This is a genomic window from Micromonospora profundi (assembly GCF_011927785.1).
In the GTDB taxonomy this organism is placed as follows: domain Bacteria; phylum Actinomycetota; class Actinomycetes; order Mycobacteriales; family Micromonosporaceae; genus Micromonospora; species Micromonospora profundi.
The window spans coordinates 2110068-2124873 of the sequence record NZ_JAATJK010000001.1 but is presented as its reverse complement, the minus strand read 5'-3'; the positions used below and the strand labels follow the sequence as shown (position 1 = coordinate 2124873).

Annotated in this window: 9 protein-coding genes; 3 read left to right on the top strand and 6 right to left on the bottom strand. The window is 71.1% G+C overall.

The window, feature by feature from the left end; all coding sequences use genetic code 11:
- Positions 1-137 precede the first annotated feature (137 nt).
- Positions 138-2750, top strand: coding sequence for a PKD domain-containing protein (locus F4558_RS09250; RefSeq protein WP_167943795.1), 2613 nt, complete (start codon positions 138-140; stop codon positions 2748-2750).
- A gap of 66 nt (positions 2751-2816) precedes the next feature.
- Here F4558_RS09250 and metH read toward each other — a convergent pair whose 3' ends face one another.
- Complete coding sequence (gene metH / locus F4558_RS09245) at positions 2817-6317, bottom strand: methionine synthase (RefSeq protein WP_209274004.1); 3501 nt, start codon at positions 6315-6317, stop codon at positions 2817-2819.
- A 278-nt stretch (positions 6318-6595) separates the two neighbouring features.
- Between metH and F4558_RS09240 the strand changes: the two genes are divergently transcribed.
- Together F4558_RS09240 and F4558_RS09235 are read left to right on the top strand one after the other, a co-directional pair.
- On the top strand, positions 6596-7465 hold the full coding sequence (locus F4558_RS09240) for a PAC2 family protein (RefSeq protein WP_053655841.1): 870 nt from the start codon (positions 6596-6598) through the stop codon (positions 7463-7465).
- Positions 7466-7629: 164 nt separating this feature from the next.
- Positions 7630-8421 (top strand): GntR family transcriptional regulator, encoded by a 792-nt coding sequence (locus F4558_RS09235; RefSeq protein WP_053655862.1) that lies wholly within the window; start codon positions 7630-7632, stop codon positions 8419-8421.
- Positions 8422-9122: 701 nt separating this feature from the next.
- Here F4558_RS09235 and mshC read toward each other — a convergent pair.
- The 5 genes from mshC to amt all read right to left on the bottom strand — a co-directional run bounded on the left by mshC (position 9123) and on the right by amt (position 14795).
- On the bottom strand, positions 9123-10361 hold the full coding sequence (gene mshC / locus F4558_RS09230; RefSeq protein ID WP_053655840.1) for a cysteine--1-D-myo-inosityl 2-amino-2-deoxy-alpha-D-glucopyranoside ligase: 1239 nt from the start codon (positions 10359-10361) through the stop codon (positions 9123-9125).
- 68 nt (positions 10362-10429) lie between these two features.
- Positions 10430-11248, bottom strand: coding sequence for an Rv2133c family protein (locus F4558_RS09225; protein WP_053655838.1), 819 nt, complete (start codon positions 11246-11248; stop codon positions 10430-10432).
- Positions 11245-11829 carry an Rv2134c family protein gene (locus F4558_RS09220; RefSeq protein ID WP_053655837.1) on the bottom strand — a complete coding sequence of 195 codons (585 nt, stop codon included), beginning with the start codon at positions 11827-11829 and terminating at the stop codon, positions 11245-11247. The genes F4558_RS09225 and F4558_RS09220 overlap by 4 nt, the downstream gene beginning before the upstream one ends.
- A 415-nt stretch (positions 11830-12244) precedes the next feature.
- On the bottom strand, positions 12245-12958 hold the full coding sequence (locus F4558_RS09215) for an Rv2135c family putative phosphatase (protein WP_053655836.1): 714 nt from the start codon (positions 12956-12958) through the stop codon (positions 12245-12247).
- Between the two features lie 61 nt (positions 12959-13019).
- Positions 13020-14795 carry an ammonium transporter gene (amt, locus tag F4558_RS09210; RefSeq protein ID WP_245241297.1) on the bottom strand — a complete coding sequence of 592 codons (1776 nt, stop codon included), beginning with the start codon at positions 14793-14795 and terminating at the stop codon, positions 13020-13022.
- Between the last annotated feature and the right edge of the window lie 11 nt (positions 14796-14806).

Sequence of the window (14806 nt, the reverse complement as noted above, 5' to 3'; positions counted from 1 at the left end):
CCCTCCCCGCTCGGTCGACTACGAGGGTAGCGATCTCCCACCGACCGTGAGTGTCCGCATACTTACTCATCCTTGCATCGACCGGCATCGTTGACTGAACTACTCCCACATCACCTATCCACGGGGGAGTTGCGCTGATGCGACGATGGTTCCTGCCTGTCACAATCCTGGCGTCGATGCTCGTGGGCCTGATCCCGGGTTCTCCGGCCCACGCCGAGCCGAGCCCGGACCAGACGACCCGCAAGCTCGTTGCGTACGTCATCTCCGACCCTGATCTCATCGAGCATCCCGAGCGGGTGAGCGAGGAGTTCCGCAAGAACCTGAACCTCGATAACCTCGGCGTCAAGCCGGCGACCGCCGACGGGCCCTCGGAGTCGACCAGGGCGCGGCCGCGAGCCGCGGCCGCCGGTCCCGAGAGCTACGTGGTGGACTCCGGGCGTTTCCCGCGCGGGTCGCTGCCGGACGACGTGTACGACTACGCGACGCGCGAGCAGTGCGAGGAGCACAGCGACGAGGCCAAGCGCGAGCAGGGCTGGATCAAGAACCGGTATTCCTACTGCCAGAGCCACATGGTGTACATCGGGGCGGTCGAGTGCGGGCTGTTCCCGCCGTCGTGCCGGTTGAGCGGGGAGTACCTCTCGCAGAACATGCTGCGCGGCGAGGGCAAGCAGGGCGGCCACATCAACGACCCGAGCAAACTGCGGTGGGCAAGCTTCACTCTCGAGGTCGAGGTGCTGTGGGCCCGGGGGGTGTTCTCGGCGCCGACGGCGAAAATGAAAGCCGCCATCGAGTGCGACGGCGGCTATCGCGACCCCGTCTTCGACGTCGACGACGACTACGCGTGCTTCCCGGGGCCGGACGACGACACCGAGAAGACGATCCCGGGCTGGCGGGCCAACAACTACGCCTTCTTCGAGCTGATGTCCGATGCCCGTGAGCCGGCCGCGGCGAACGGCGAGCAGATCGCGACGGGCGTGTTCCACATCGAGTACGACTTCGACCTGCCGGGCTGGTACTTCCAGTTCGTCGACACGGAAAGCGAAGAAGGTGGGATGCGCTTCGACAGCGCGTGGTATCTGAGCAGCGCCCGTGCCCGACAGCTCGGATCGGTCTTCGACCGCGCCGTCCCGGGCATCTTCCTCAGCACGACCGACCCGGCTGTCAAGGGCGCCGCCGTGCACATCGAGGAGGCCCGCGCGAACCCGCCGGCCAGTTGGCCGCCCAACCCGAACAAGGTCCTGCCTGGGGCGACCGCGAGCGACCCGCTGCACCGGATCCCGCGCGCCAAGAGCGCCGAGCACCGGTTCCGCGCGGACCGCAACCGGACCGTCTCCACCAACACCTGCGCCCGCACTTCGATGCCGCCACCGCCGGACGACCCGACCGTTCCCAACTGGGACTGCGACGAGTACCCGATCGCGGCCACGTACGAGGGCTCGGCCGGACCGGAGTTCCACGACGAGGACCTCGAGCGCGGTCGGCCGGTGCAGCTGCCGGACAACTACTCCGTCCGGTTCGTCGCCCGCGCCGAGAACCAGGAGGCCGGCGGCCGCATCGGCATCTGGATGGAGAACGACAGGCTCCTGGACTACGACAACTTGTTCATCCCGGTCGGCGACGGCAACGTCAGCAATCCCCCGCCCGACAACCCCGACGTTGACGACTCGCCGGTGGTCAGCGCCGGTCCCGACCGCCGCGGCAACGAGGGCAGCCCGGTCGGCTTGAACGGCTCCGCCCGCGACGACGGCGGCGCCCCGAGCACCCGGTGGTCGTACACCGCCGGCTCCGACGTGGACGCGGGCGCTACCTGCGCCTTCGAGGACGCCGGCACGCCGGTCACGACGATCAGCTGCACCGACGACGGCACCTTCACCGTCACGCTCACCGCCGACGACGGCGTCAACGGAGCGGTCAGCGACAGCGCGACGGTCACGCTGAGCAACGTCGCTCCGTCGCTGCGGGAGACCCCCGCGCCGAGCCCGCTGCGCGCGGCCGCCGCGGCCGTCGCCCCCACCCAGTGGCCAGTACACCGGGCCCGTACGGCGTTCGAGCTGAAGGTCCCGTTCAACGATCCCGGCACCAACGACACCCACACCTGCACCGTTGTCTGGGATGACGGCCGTACAGAATCAGTGACTGCCACCAACAACGTCTGCCAGGCCACGCACACCTTCACCGACGCCGGCATGTACACCATCGACGTCACCGTCCGCGACGACGACGCCGCCGCCGACACGTCCGGCAGCATGATCGTGGTCTACGACCCCGACGCCGGCACCGCCAACATCGACGGCTCCACCGCCACCCCGGCCGGCGCCCTGGTCAGCGAGCCGAACGCGGCCGGCCAGACATGGCTGCACAACACCGCCCAGTACCAGAGCAGCAGTGCCACCACCCCGGTCGGCCAGGGCAAGGCGTGGACGGACGGGACGAGCTTCCGGCTCGAACCCAGCTCCATGGAATGGCTCGTGCTCACCAAGGACGGCAAGGTCGCCTCCCGTGGTACGGGAACCCTCAACGGCCGGTCCGGCTACACCTGGGTGATCTACGGCTGGGACGCCTGTTCGTCGGGCCGCACCGACTGCGTGGGCATCCCCACCGACCGGGCCCGCCTGGTCGTCTTCGAAACCGCCACCGGGACGGTCGTCTACGACCACAGCCCCGGCAGCACCGAGTTCGACGTCGACCGGATCGCCCCGCGCGATCTGACCTCCGGCGCCGTCCAACTGCACCGCACCGGAACACGCTGAACCGGCATCCGGCGCCGGCCGATCACGGCCGGCGCCGGGGCCCGGAGCTACTTAGCGCTGTGCCCGTTACTTGGCGTTGAAGTAGCTGGCCTCCGGGTGGTGGACCACGATGGCGTCGGTGGCCTGCTCCGGCATCAACTGGAACTCCTCGGACAACTCCACACCGATCCGGTCCGCCCCGAGCAGGTCCACGATCTTCGCCCGGTCCTCCAGATCCGGGCAGGCCGGGTAGCCGAACGCGTACCGGCAGCCCCGGTAGTCGTTGCGCAGCAGGCCGGCCAGGTCCGTCGGGTCGTCGTGGCCGAGCGGGCGACCGTCGGGCAGGGTCATCTCGGCACGGATGCGCCGGTGCCAGTACTCGGCGAGCGCCTCGGTCAGCTGCACGGACAGCCCGTGTACCTCCAGGTAGTCGCGGTACTCGTTGCGGGCGAACAGCTTCGCCGCGTACTCGCTGACGGGCTGGCCGACAGTGACCAGTTGCAGCGCGACCACATCGAGCTGGTCGCCCTTGGGCTTGAAGAAGTCGGCCAGGCACAGGCGGCGTTCCTGGCGCTGCCGGGGGAAGGAGAACCGGGCGCGCTCGGCGTGCCCGTTCTCGTCCAGGACGACCAGGTCGTTGCCTTCGGAGTACGCCGGGAAGTAGCCGTAGACGACTGCCGCCTCCAGCACCTGGTCGGAGATCAGCCGGTCCAGCCAGTAGCGCAGCCGGGGGCGCCCCTCGGTCTCCACAAGCTCCTCATAGGACGGGCCGCTGCCGCCCCGCGCGCCACGCAGCCCCCACTGCCCGAGGAACGTGGCCCGCTCGTCGAGCAGAGCCGCGTAGTCCGACATCGGCACGCCCTTGACGACGCGGGTGCCCAGAAACGGCGGGGTGGGCACCGGCACGTCGGCGGCCACGTCGGAGCGGACCGACGAGTCGTGCAGCTCGGGCAGCGACTCGCTGACGACCGAGCGCTGCCGCTCTCGGCGTGCCCGCCGGGTCGCCAGGGCCGCCTCCCGCTCCGGGTCGATCACGGGGGCGCCGCCCCGCTTGGCGGTCATCACCCGGTCCATGAGGGACAGGCCTTCGAAGGCGTCCCGCGCGTAGTGCACCTGCCCGGGGTACATCGACCGCAGGTCGTCCTCGACGTACGAGCGGGTCAGCGCCGCCCCACCGAGCAGGACGGGCCAGCGCTCCGCGACCCCGCGCGTGGCCATTTCGGCGAGGTTTTCCTTCATGATGACAGTGCTCTTGACCAGCAGACCTGACATGCCGATCGCGTCGGCGCGGTGCTGCTCGGCGGCGTCGAGGATGGCGTTGATCGGCTGCTTGATGCCGATGTTCACCACCTCGTAGCCGTTGTTGGACAGGATGATGTCGACCAGGTTCTTGCCGATGTCGTGCACGTCGCCGCGCACGGTCGCGAGGACGATGCGGCCCTTGCCGCCGTCGTCGGTTGCCTCCATGTGCGGTTCCAGGTACGCCACAGCGGTCTTCATCACCTCGGCCGACTGGAGCACGAACGGCAGCTGCATCTGCCCCGAGCCGAACAGCTCACCGACCACCTTCATCCCGTCCAGCAGGATGTCGTTGATGATCGACAGTGGGGCCCGGCCGCCGGCCATCGCCTCGTCCAGGTCGGCCTCAAGGCCGTTGCGCTCGCCGTCGACGATCCGCCGCTTGAGCCGCTCGTCAAGCGGCAGCGCCGCCAACTCCTGCGCCCGGCTGGCCCGCGCGCTCGTCACGTCGACGCCCTCGAACAGCTCAAGGAACCGCTGCACCGGGTCGTACCCCTCGCGGCGCCTGTCGTAGACCAGATCCAGGGCGACCTCGCGCTGCTCCTCGGGGATCTTCGACATCGGCAGGATCTTGCTGGCGTGCACGATCGCCGAGGTCAGACCGGCCTGCACGCACTCGTGCAGGAACACCGAGTTGAGCACCTGCCGGGCCGCCGGGTTGAGGCCGAACGAGATGTTCGAGATGCCCAGCGTGAAGTTGACCCCCGGATACCGGCGGGCGATCTCCCTGATCGCCTCGATCGTCTCGATGCCGTCGCGGCGGGTCTCCTCCTGCCCGGTGGCGATCGGGAACGTCAGCGCGTCGATGAGGATGTCCGACCGGTCCATGCCCCACCGGCCGGTCAGGTCGTCGATGAGCCGGGCCGCGACCCGGACCTTCCACTCCTGGGTACGCGCCTGCCCCTCCTCGTCGATGAGCAGCGCCACCACTGCGGCACCGTGCTCGCGCACGATCGGCATCACCCGCGCGTACCGGGAGTCGGGGCCGTCGCCGTCCTCGAAGTTCACCGAGTTGACCACGCATCGGCCACCGAGCATCTCCAAACCGGCCTCGACAACGGCGGGCTCGGTGGAGTCCAGCATGATCGGCAACGTGGACGCGGTGGCGAAACGGCCTGCCAACTCCCGCATGTCCTCGGTGCCGTCGCGGCCGACGTAGTCCACGCACAGGTCGAGCAGGTGCGAGCCGTCCCGCGCCTGACTGCGGGCGATCTCCACGCAGGCCCGCCAGTCGGCGGCCAGCATCGCCTCCCGGAACGCCTTGGAACCGTTGGCGTTGGTCCGCTCCCCCACCATCAGCACCGAGGCGTCCTGCGCGAACGGCACCGGGTGGTAGACCGACGAGACACCCGCCTCGTGCTGCGGCTCGCGCGCCGGGGCGGTGACACCGTGCAACCGCTCGGACAGCACCCGGATGTGCTCCGGGGTGGTGCCGCAGCAGCCGCCGACGAACCCCACGCCGTACTCGGTGACGAACCGCTCCAGGGCGTCGGCCATCTCCACAGGAGTCAGCGGGAAGTACGCGCCGTCGGCGGTCAGCACCGGCAGGCCGGCGTTCGGCATCACCGACAGCGGGATGCGGGAGTGCTGCGACAGGTAGCGCAGATGCTCGCTCATCTCGGCCGGGCCCGTCGAGCAGTTGAGCCCGATCAGGTCAACGCCGAGCGGCTCGATCGCCGCCAGGGCCGCGCCGATCTCGCTGCCCACAAGCATCGTGCCGGTCGTCTCCACGGCCACGTGACAGATGATCGGCACCGACCGGCCCAGCTCGGCCATTGCCCGCTTCGACCCGACCACCGCGGCCTTGACCTGGAGCAGGTCCTGACACGTCTCGATGATCAGCGCGTCGGAGCCGCCGAGGATCAGCCCGGCGGCATTCTCCTGGTACGCGTCGCGCAGCGTGGCGTACCCGGCGTGCCCGAGGGTGGGCAGCTTGGTGCCCGGCCCGATCGAGCCCAGCACGAACCGGGGCCGCTCCGCGGTGCTCGCCGCGTCGGCGGCCTCCCGGGCGATCCGGGCTCCCGCCTCGGACAGCTCCCGGATGCGGTGTGGGATGTCGTACTCGGCCAGATTGGCCAGGTTGGCGCCGAACGTGTTGGTCTCCACGCAGTCCGCGCCGGCGGCCAGGTAGGCGTCGTGCACCCCCCGCACCACGTCCGGTCGGGTCACGTTGAGGATCTCGTTGCAGCCCTCCAGCCCGTCGAAGTCGTCGAGCGTGAGGTCAGCGGCCTGCAGCATCGTGCCCATCGCCCCGTCGGCGATGAGGATCCGATCGGCCAGTACATCCATCAACGAAGTCCGCACCCGTTCAGGTTAATGCGGACCCCGCCCTACCCGGCTGCCCTCAGAGTGCGATCCCATATTGTGTCAGCCGAATCACGCTGTCCGGTTCGCCACCGTATGACTGGCCCCTGCCGAGGCCGGACCGGCGCGGCCGATGGGCCGCATCCCTGCCCGGCACGTAGGCTGACGGACGTGAAGGACAACAGGGACGCCGCCGTGCACCACGGCCCGACCATCGGGCGCGGTCCCGGTGTCGGCCGCGACGAGCAGGGTGAGGTGACGGCGTGACCGAGTTCGACGGACTGCCGGTGCTGCGGTCCCCGGTGGCGATTGCCGCATTCGAGGGCTGGAACGACGCCGCCGACGCGTCCACCGCGGCCGTCGAACACCTGGAACAGGTCTGGAACGCGCGGCAGCTCGCCGAACTGGACCCGGAGGACTTCTACGACTTCCAGGTCAGCCGGCCCACCATCACCATGGCCGACGGGGAGACCCGCCGGGTGGAGTGGCCGACGACCCGATTCATGGTGGCCAGCCCCGAGGGCACCGACCGTGACGTGGTGCTGATCCGAGGCATCGAGCCGAGCATGCGGTGGCGGACGTTCTGCGAGCAGGTGCTGGAGATCTGCCACAGCCTTGAAGTGGAACGGGTGGTGCTGCTGGGCGCCCTGCTGGCCGACGTGCCGTACACCCGGCCGCTGCCGATCAGCGGCAGCGCCTCCGACGCGCAGGCCGCCGAGCGCTACCAGCTCACCCCCACCCGCTACGACGGGCCCACCGGCATCGTCGGGGTGCTGCACGACGCCTGCACCCGCGCCGAGGTCGACGCCGTCTCGTTCTGGGTGCACGTGCCGCACTACGCCAACAACCCGCCCTGCCCCAAGGCCACCCTCGCCCTGCTGCACCGCGTCGAGGAGGTCGTCGACCTGCCGGTGCCGATGGCCGACCTGGCCGAAGAGTCCGCCGAGTGGGAGCAGCGGGTACGCAGCGCCGCCGAGCAGGACGCCGAACTCGGCGAGTACGTCCGCGAGCTGGAGGAACGGGTCGGCGACGAGGGCATCACCCCGCTGACCGGTGACGAGATCGCTCAGGAGTTCGAGAAGTACCTACGGCGCCGGGGCGGCTCGGCCGGCCCCACCGCCGGCTCCTGGTAGCTGCCTCTCCCCCGTTCGACGCGGGCCTCGGACTTCGTTGTCCGGGGCCCGCTTTTGTTGTTCTCCGGTTCGTGTGCGCAGTCAGATCGTTGTGCGTGTCCGGGGTGGCGCCGTCACACCCTCTAAGGCATCCTAGGAACCTAGCTATGGTTGAGGAGGCGGCGATGCAGATCAATCCCGGGGCAGCCGAGTTCCCGCACCGCCAGATCGCCGCGCAGCTCAAGGCCCAGGTGCGCCGCGGTGACTGGGGTCCCGGCGAACGACTGCCGTCCATCCCGGCCATCGCCGAGATGTTCGGCGTCGCCAAGCAGACCGTGCAGCGCGCCGTCGACCAGCTGCGGGTCGAGGGCATCCTGATCACCAAACCCGGCTCCGGTACGTACGTCCGCGGCACCCGACGTCGACTCAACCGGCTCTCCCGAGGCCGGTACGGCGGCTTTCGCGGATACCACACCGACCTCGCCGCCCGGTACCGTCAGCAACTCATCTCGGTCGGTCGCGCCCCCGCCCCCGCCGAGGTAGCCGACGCGTTCGGGGTCCCCGACGGCACCGACCTGCTCTGCCGCCGCCACCTCGTCCGCACCGACGACTCCCCCGTCGAGGTGGGCGCCTCCTGGTTCCTGCCCAGAGACACCGCCGGGACCTCGCTGGAGCGCGCCGAGGCGTTCGGGCGCCCCCTCTACCAGGAGGCCGAAGAGGCAACCGGGCGCCGCTACGTCTCGGCCACCGACACGATCAGCGCCCGGCAGCCCAGCCGCGAGGAGGCCGAGACGCTGCAGATCCGGCCCGACACCCCGGTGCTGCACCTGCTGCACGTGGCGTACGACGGCCACCGCAAGCCGATCGAGGTAGCCCAGGCCACCTGGCCCGGCCCCATGACCACCCTCACCGAGGAGTACAAGATCCCCGCCCCAACCCCAGACCCGGAGCCCGACCCCGGCCTGGTCCTGGGCTGACTTCGCCCACTCCAGCCGCCCAAAACCAGCACCCCGCCGCGCCCGCAACGACCCCGCTTTGGCACGCCCCGCGCCCCGCGCCCCGCGCCCGCTCGCTGCCCCCCGTGCCCCGTGCCCCGTGCCCCGCGCGCTGCTTCCCGCTTCCCGTGCCCCGCTCGCCGTGCCCCGCTTCCCGCTTCCCGCTTCCCGCTCCCGCTCCCGCTCCCGCGTCGATCATGGAGTTGTGGTGGCCGGTATGGGCCGTTGTGCACCTTTCGCGGGGCACCACAAGTCCATGATCGGCGGGAGTTCCGAGCCCTGGCGGCCCACTTCCCCGCGATCTTGTGCCTTCTGTCTTCACGGTCGGGACAGATCAGGCCATATCGGCGACCAGAGGGCAAGATCGGCTTCTGAGGGGCGCAACAAGAAACAGCGCGGCGCGGCACAGCGCGGGCGCCCCCTTGATCGACTCGGGCTCCTTGTAATCGGGGTGTCCGGCTGCGGTGGATGCCGCAGTTTCAAGGAACGCGAGTCGATCAACGCTCGGATGGCCGGTCTAGTCGGCGTCTGAGGGCAGCGCTTGGGCTTTTGAGAGCCTTCGGGCGTGACCGACGGCATCTTCAGGCCGGAATCGTGGCGACGGCTGTGCCCGCCCGTGCCGCCGCGTGAATCGGCGCGCGCACGCCGCCGTCAAGCGCAACCTACGCCGCCGGGCCTACGGGTCAGAGGCGGATGCCTAGTAGGGCGTCCATTGTCTTGGCGAAGAGGGCGGGCGCTTCCGGATCTTCTGTCGCTCCGGCCAGCGTCGCGTCGGCCCAGCGGTCGGCTACCGCCAGCGCCCCGGGGGTGTCGAGGTCGTCGGCGAGGCGCTGGCGTACCCCGGCAAGGAGCTCGGCCCCGGACGGCCCGGCGGGCGCTGCGGCGGCCTGCCGCCAGCGGGCCAGGCGCTCCTGGGCGACGGTGAGCACGTCGTCGGTCCAGGTGCGGTTGCTGCGGTAGTGCCCGGAGATCAGCGCCAGGCGGATCGCCATCGGGTCGACCTTGTCGGCGCGCAGCCGCGACACTAAGACCAGGTTGCCGCGGGACTTCGACATCTTCTCGCCGTCCAGGCCGATCATGCCGGCGTGCACGTAGTGCTGGGCGAACGGCGCCTGGCCGGTGAGCCGCTCGGCGTGCGCGGCGGACGCCTCGTGGTGCGGGAACAGCAGGTCGTTGCCGCCGCCCTGCACGTCGATCCGGTCGCCGAGCAGGTTCAACGCGATGACGGCACACTCGATGTGCCAGCCCGGGCGGCCCGGCCCCAGCTCGCCGCCGGGCCAGGACGGCTCGCCCTCGCGTGCGCCGCGCCACAGCAGCGGGTCGAGCGGGTCGCGCTTGCCGGCCCGGTCCGGGTCGCCGCCGTTCTCGGGGAAGATCTCCAGCATCTGCTCACGGGTCAGGTTCGACTCGTAGCCGAACCGGCCGGTGGCGGAGATGTCGAAGTAGATGTCGCCGGTGCCGTCGTCGAGCCGGTACGCGGCACCGTCCTTGACGAGCACCTCGACCTTGTCGGCGATGTCCGGGATCGACTCGACAGCGCCCACGTAGTGCTCCGGCGGGATGATCCGCAGCGCCTCCATGTCCTCCCGGAACAGCGCCGTCTCGCGCATGGCGAGGACCACCCAGTCCTCGCCGTCGCGCTCGGCCCGCTCCAGCAGCGGATCGTCGATGTCGGTGACGTTCTGCACGTAGTGCACCGCACGGCCGGCGTCGCGCCACATCCGCTGCACCAGATCGAACGTGATCATGGTGGCGGCGTGGCCGAGGTGTGTGGCGTCGTACGGCGTGATGCCGCAGACGTACATGCTTCCCGCGCCAACCGGCTCGCTCGGGTGGATACCCTGCCGCGCCGAGTCGTACAACGCCAGCGGCTCGCCCCTGCCCGGCAGCCGTGGCACCTCGTGTCCCGCCCAAGACTCCATGGGCCTCAGCCTAGCCAGCCCTCGGGCCCGCCCGAGTCGCCCCCACCGGTGATCAAAATGACAGCGGCTCACATGGGCGGCCAGGGCACCGCCGGCCAGTCCTCGGGTGGCTGCGGGAAGCGGCCGGTGTCCCGCAGTCGGTCGATGCGGGCGGCCAGCTCCGCGACCTCGCTGATGGTCAGGTGGTCGGCCAGCTCCGCGCCCAGCGGCCCGGCGACCTGCCCGGCAAGCGCGCCCAGCATCTCCACCGCGTCCGGCGGCAGCTGCCGGCCGGCCCACCCCCACAGCACAGTGCGCAGCTTCGACTCGACATGGAAGCTCACCCCGTGGTCGACGCCGTAGATCCGGTCGTCCGCGCCGACAAGCACGTGACCGCCCTTGCGGTCCGCATTGTTGATCACCGCGTCGAGGACGGCGAGGCGGGCCAGTCGCGGGTCGTCGGCGTGGGCGAGGGCGTACGCCGCGCCGTCGTCGTCGCGGGCCGCCGCGATCGGAAACCACCGCGGTGGCAACGCCTCGGCGGGCACGAAGCCGACGAGCGGTTCGGCGTCCTCCGGCTCGTCGATCCAGAGCTGGCAGGAACCCGGGCCGAACGGGCCGTCGCGCAGCACCGTCGGCGGCACCAGATCCCAGCCGGTGGCCTGGGAGACCAGGTACGCGGACACCTCCCGGCCGGCCAGCGTGCCGTCGGGAAAGTCCCACAGCGGACGCTCGCCACGGACCGGCTTGTAGACGCAGCGGGCCGTCGCGCCGTCGAGTGTCAGGATGCCGCGCAGTGTCGTGTTCGACGCGTCGACGAGCCGCCCCTCCAGGTCGAGCGTGCCGTCGCGCAACAGGCGCAGCGCGGCGTCGCCGTCCTGGCGAGGCTGCAAACCGGACGAGGTCACCGGTGGTAACCGTTGTGCCGCGGGCACAGGTGCCCGGCGGGATCCAACGGTTGGCCGCACAGCGGGCACGGCGGCCGGCCCGCGTTCACCACGCGCCGGGCCCGCTCGATGAACTGGCGGGTGGCCTGCGGGGTGAGCCGGACCCGGAGCCGATCCAGGTCCTCGTCCGGCTCGTCGTCGTCATCGTCGTCGTCGGAGTCGTCGTCATCGTCGCCCAGCTCGACCTCGGGCTCCACCTCTCCAGCGGCGATCGCCTCGATCACCACCGTCGCGGTGTCCACGTCGAAGGCCAGCCCGAGCGTCCCGACCCGGAACTCCTCGTCGACAGGCGTGTCCAGTGGCTCGTTGTCGCCGACCACCGGCGCCAGCTCGGGCAGGTCCACCCCGAAGCGACGCTGCGCCTCGGTGAGCAGTTCCTCCAGCTTTTCGGCGAGCAGGGACACCTGGACCTTTTCCAGCGCGACGCTGACCAGCCTGCCGCCGCCTCGGGCCTGTAGGAAGAACGTGCGCTCCCCCGGCGGCCCGACAGTCCCGGCGACGAACCGCTCCGGCGGTTCGAAGGCGTGCACCTGGTGGGTCATACCCACGACCCTATCCGGCCCGTCATCGCGTTGCGCACCCCACCGACCCGAATCGCCGCACGGGCGGCACGCCCGGCGTTCGAGGGGTTGCCACCGGGCGTGGCGGCCGCGCGGACGCCCCGCGGCGAGCTCGCCGCCGCCCGTGGGACACGCGGCCCAGAGGCGCGCTGAGGGCTCGTGGCGCGGCCCACCGCCGCCCGTGGGACACGCGGCCCAGAGGCGCGCTGAGGGCTCGTGGCGCGGCCCACCGCCGCCCGTGGGACACGCGGCCCAGAGGCGCGCTGAGGGCTCGTGGCGCGGCCCACCGCCGCCCGTGGGACACGCGGCCCAGAGGCGCGCTGAGGGCTCGTGGCGCGGCCCACCGCCGCCCGTGGGACACGCGGCCCAGAGGCGCGCTGAGGGCTCGTGGCGCGGCTCACTCGGCCGCACCGGCCCCGCCGCCGACGGCGGCGTCGGAGTCGGTCGCGCGGGTCGCCCGCCTACGCCGCTTGCGCGGCGGCGGCACCAGCGTGGCCAGGTCGCCGCCGGTGTCGTTGAGGCGCAGGAGGAACGGCCGCAACGACGTGAACCGGATCGCGGTCACCGAGGCCGGGTCAGCCACGATCCGCTGAAAAAGATCAAGGTGTACGCCGAGAGCGTCCGCCACGATCGCCTTGATCACGTCTCCGTGGCTGCATGCCAGCCAGACCGCCTCGGGCCCGTGCTCGGCGGTGACCCGGGCGTCCCAGGCCCGTACGGCCGCCACGGCACGCGCCGCCATAGCCGCCATCGCCTCGCCGTCGGGAAAGACCGCCGCGCTCGGGTGCTGCTGGACGACGGGCCAGATCGGCTCCTTGGCGAGCTTCTTGAGCGGCTGTCCCTCCCAGCTGCCGTAGTCGCACTCGATCAGCCCCTCCTCCACGGTGGGCGTGGCCTGCGGTAGCGCCAGCTCCAGGGTCTGCCGGCAGCGGATCAGCGGACTGGTCACCACCGCCGCGAGCGGCACGGCCCGCAGTCGTTCGCCGACCGCGCTCGCCTGGGCGCGGCCCGTGTCGTCCAGTTCGACGGGCTGGCGGCCGGCCAGGCCGCCGTCGGCGTTCGCGGTGGTCCGGCCGTGTCGCAGAAGCAGAAGGGTCGCCACGAGGATCACCCTATGACCTGCCGCGGGCCGGTACGCGGCGCGGTGCGGCAACGCCGGCCCGGGTGCCGGGTCAGCGGACGTCCGTGGCGGGCTGGACATCCTGCACGAAGCTGTCCGACCGGTCGGCGCCGTACCCGCCGAGGACGTTCAGCACGGCCGGCACGGCGTCGCGCTCCACCACTACCTCGACGCGGGCACGGTCCAGCAGGTCCTGGTCCAGCCAGTAGCCGCGGGGCAGCGCGCGGGCGGCCGGCTGGGCTGTCGAGACCGTGGCGTCGGAGACGACGATGGAGGTGGCGCCCGCGTCGAGCAGGGCTTCCCGCAGCTCCCGGGTGGTCGGCAGTCGCGCCGGGTCGACAGTCGCGGTGACAAGCCGCACCTGCCGTACCGGCTGACCAGGCTGGACTGGCTGACCGGCCTGACCCGGCTGGGCGGCCTGACCCGGCTGGGCGGTCTGACCCGGCTGGGCGGTCTGACCCGGCTGGGCGGTCTGACCCGGCTGGGCGGTGCGGCCGGGCCGGGCTGTGGGACGGTTTCGCCCCGTCCGGCGGCGCTCGGGCGCGCCGGTGCCGTTGAGCCCGGCGACGCCGCCCAGGTGGTACGCGTCGGTGCCCTGCTGCGCGTGGTCGAGGTTGTCCTGCGTGTCGGTCGGGGCGCGCAGCCCGATGACCGCCTGCACTCCGGCGGCGATCAGCCAGCTGAGCACGAACGAGAAGATCACCACGCAGATCACGCCGACGATCTGGTGCCAGAGCAGGGATCCGCCTCCGCCGAAGAAGATGCCGTCCTTGCCGAGCGGGTTGGTGCCGCTGTTGCCGAAGAAGCCGACAAGCAGCGAGCCGAGCATGCCGCCGACGAAGTGGACAGCGAGGACGTCGAGGGCGTCGTCGAGCCGCAGCAGGTACTTCAACCGCAGCGCTGTGTGGCAGACGAGGCCGGCGATCGCGCCGATGGCGATGGCGGACAGCGTGTTGACGTACCCGGCGGCGGGTGTGATGGTCGCGAGGCCCGCGACGGCCCCGGAGACGCCGCCCACGACGGTGCTGTGGCCGTCCTTGGCGCGTTCGGCGACGAGCCAGACGAGCATGCCGGCGGCCGCCGCGAGGTGGGTGTTGATGAGCGCCTGGGCTGCCAAACCGTTGGCCTGGAGTCCGTCGCCGCCGTTGAAGCCGAACCATCCGAACCAGAGGATGCCCGCTCCGAGGATGGTCAGCGGAATGGAGTTGGGCGGGGCGGCGGTGTGTGGCCAGCCGCGACGGCGTCCGACGACCATCAAGGTGGCCAGGACGGCGGCGCCCGCCGAGGCGTGCACCACCATTCCGCCGGCCCAGTCCTGGGTTCCGAACCGGGCCAGCAGGCCGTCGGGGTGCCAGAGCCAGTGGGCGATCGGCGCGTAGACCACGATGGACCAGATGGCGATGAACACCACCCAGCCGATGAACTTCAACCGGCCGGCCGTGGCGCCGGTGACGAGCGCGGGCGTGATCACCGCGAACATCATCTGGTACGCCACGAACGCCAGTGTGGGGATGGTGACCTGACCGGCGACCACGTGCAGGTGAGGCGCGGGCGGGACCCCCAGGTCGGTGAGCCCGAACAACTCGAAGTTGCCGAGAAGGCCGCTGCCGGCGTCGTCGCCGAAGGCGATCGTGTATCCCACGAGCACCCAGGTCAGGCTGACGACGCCCAGGGCGATCATGTTCTGCTGGAGCATGGCGAGCACGTTGCGGGTGCGGACCATCCCGCCGTAGAAGACGGCCAGGCCGGGGGTCATGAACAACACCAGGCCGGTGCAGACGAGCACCCAGGCGGTGTCGCCCGAGTTCACCGCTTCCTGAGCGAGCATGGGAGCTCACC